The organism is Streptomyces scabichelini, from assembly GCF_011045015.1.
In the GTDB taxonomy this organism is placed as follows: Bacteria; Actinomycetota; Actinomycetes; order Streptomycetales; family Streptomycetaceae; genus Streptomyces; species Streptomyces scabichelini.
In genome coordinates this window covers 1-2,452 of record NZ_JAAKZY010000436.1, presented here as the reverse complement: position 1 = coordinate 2,452, position 2,452 = coordinate 1, and the positions used below count along the sequence as shown (strand labels likewise).

The 2,452-nt window shown below is 68.3% G+C and carries 4 protein-coding genes; 2 read left to right on the top strand and 2 right to left on the bottom strand.

Going from position 1 to position 2,452, the window contains the following annotated elements:
* Positions 1-263 precede the first annotated feature (263 nt).
* Positions 264-707: a PPOX class F420-dependent oxidoreductase gene (locus G5C60_RS50410; protein WP_165271001.1), complete on the top strand. Its 444-nt coding sequence runs from the start codon at positions 264-266 to the stop codon at positions 705-707.
* A 13-nt stretch (positions 708-720) separates the two neighbouring features.
* Here G5C60_RS50410 and G5C60_RS50405 read toward each other — a convergent pair whose 3' ends face one another.
* Positions 721-912: a hypothetical protein gene (locus tag G5C60_RS50405; protein WP_165270997.1), complete on the bottom strand. Its 192-nt coding sequence runs from the start codon at positions 910-912 to the stop codon at positions 721-723.
* An 8-nt stretch (positions 913-920) separates the two neighbouring features.
* Entirely contained in the window at positions 921-1,772 is an 852-nt protein-coding gene (locus G5C60_RS50400) for a helix-turn-helix domain-containing protein (protein WP_165270995.1), read from the bottom strand.
* Between the two features lie 277 nt (positions 1,773-2,049).
* Here G5C60_RS50400 and G5C60_RS50395 point away from each other — a divergent pair.
* Positions 2,050-2,452: ATP-binding protein (locus tag G5C60_RS50395; protein WP_206441012.1), on the top strand; the 403-nt coding region annotated here is incomplete at its 3' end.

The window sequence follows — 2,452 nt, the reverse complement described above, 5'->3', positions numbered from 1 at the left end:
GTGGGCTCAGAGGCAGGGGGTGGCGATTGGTGCACGTGCACAACGTAGGTGCGCGGGGCTGCGGTGACTACGGTCTGTTCGGCCAGGATCACAGATTGTCGGATTCTACGGATTCGGTGTGCGTCGGATACGGGTTCGATATGGATCGGATGCGTGTCCGAGGTGGCTGAAGATCATCTGGTGAGGGTCCGGTGTCGGCCACGAGGATGGCGGCGTACGTGCCCGCGCGGGCGGGCGGCACGAGCGTGAAGGGCGGCACCGGTATGAGCAGCATCGACGGCCACATTCGCGAGCGGCTCCTGGCGCCGAACTTCTGGCATCTGGCGACGGTCGGGGCGGACGGGGTGCCGCAGGTGTCGCCCATGTGGGCGGACATCGAGGACGAGTACGTCATGGTCAACACGTCCGTGGGGCGCGTGAAGGTGGACAACCTCCGGCGCAATCCAAACGTTTCGCTGTCCCACCACGACTCAGAGAACCCGTACGACCGAGTGGAGATCCGGGGGCGGGTCGTGCGCTTCGTGGAGGGCGAGGCGGCTGAGCGGGCCATGGACCGGCTCGCGAGGAAGTACATCGGTGAGGACCGGTATCCGTGGCTGCTCCCCGGGGAACAGCGCGTGATGCTGCTGATCGAGCCGACGCGGGTGCGGCATGTGGTGGGGGTGGAGAGGTTCCGTCCCGGGGTGCTGCCGGAGGGGGCGGCCTGACGGCGGCTCCCGGCTAGAGCAGGTGGTCAGCCTTTCCGGCCTTGATGTCGAGGATGAGGGTGCGGAGGGCTTCGCGGGTGTCGGTGAGGTAGTGGTCTTCTTGGCCGGCGATGGCTATGTAGGCGTTGCCTTGGGGGTCGGTGCCTATGCGGAAGCAGTTGGCGCCTTCACCGCAGAAGGCGTCTTCCCAGGTGATGTCCGGCACGGGTTCTCCTAGAGGTCGTCGGCGAGGGTGCGGATGAAGTCGCGTGAGGCTTTCGGGGTGAGCGCGACGGCTTGGGTGGCGTCAAGCTGGGCCCGGTACTTGCGGAGCTGAGTCTCCGAGTCGATGAACTCCGGGCCGTGGGTGCTGTCGAGCTCCACGGTGTCGAGGCGGGGAACGGTGGACTCGGCGTAGACGACGGACTGCCCGGCACCGGGGAAGCCGCCCGCCTTGAACGGGATGACCCGTACGGTCACGGTGTCGCGCTCGGACATGCGCAGCAGGTGCTCCAGTTGCCGCCGTGCCACCGCCGGTCCGCCGAACTCCATACGGAGGGCGGCCTCGTGGAGGATCACGTCGAGGGCTGGGGGCTCCGGACGGTCGAGCACCTGCTGCCGGTCGATCCGGTGGGCGACGCGGGTCTCGACGTCGGCCGTGGGCAGGGGCGGGATCACAGCTTCGAAGACGGCTCGGGCGTGTTCCTCGGTCTGGAGCAGCCCTGGCAGGTGCACGGTAACGGCGATGCGCAGCCGCTTGGCGTGCCACTCCAGTTCGGCGATGTCCAGGAAGGCGTCCCGGAGCTGGCGCCGGTAGGCCTCCCACCATCCCTTGTCGCGCCCGGCGGCCATGGCGGCGAGGGCTTCGACGAGATCCCGGTCCGTGCAGCCGTAGTTGCTCGCGAGGGTGCGTACGCGTTCGGGGCTGATGCCGGAGCGGCCCGACTCCATGTTGGGGACGTTCGTGCGGGGGACGTTCAGCAGGCCGGCGGCGTGCTCCGTCGTCATCCCGGCCGCGACGCGCATCCTGCGCAACTCCGCGCCGAGCCGCCGTTGGCGCTCCGTTGGTGTGCTCCTGGGCGGCATGTGCCCTCTCCTGTTCGGCCGTTGACTGGGTCAGTCTGCCGCCGGGGCGCGTGATCGGTCCACCGGGAACTTCCCTGAGGAGTAGTACACGTACTCCTCTCATGCTCTACAGTCGGTGACGAGTCGCTTACGGCCCGACGCAGTCGGAAGCGCATCGCGCGAGCCTGCCCGGGTTCTCCTTCCCTGGGAGGGGTGGGCTTGCGTCAGGGAGACAGGCCACCGGTCGGGTCGAGACGTCAAGGTCCGTCAATTCACCGAGTTCTCAGAGGAGTTCCGCATGCCCGCAACAGTCGTCTCCGTCTGCCCCGTCCTCAACGACGTGTCGGTGGCAACCCCGTCACCGTCACCCGACACCCTCGCGTACAGCCTCACGCTTCCCGCCGATCTGACCAGCCCTCGCATCGCTCGGGCGACGACCAGGGCGGTCCTCCAGTTGCATCGGCTGGAGGACGTGACGGATGCGGCGGTGCAGGTGGTGGGCGAACTGGCCGCGTGTGCTTGCCGGTTCACGTCGGGGGCCGAGGTGTATCTGTCGCTGCGTTGTCGGGAGGGGGCATTGCGGGTGATCTTCTACGACGGGCATCCACGGCATACGCATCCTCGGCTGGCGGCGGCTTGCGATGCGCGGCGGCGGGCGGCGTTGCGGGTGTTGGGGTGCGTGGTGCGGGCTTGTGAGGGGG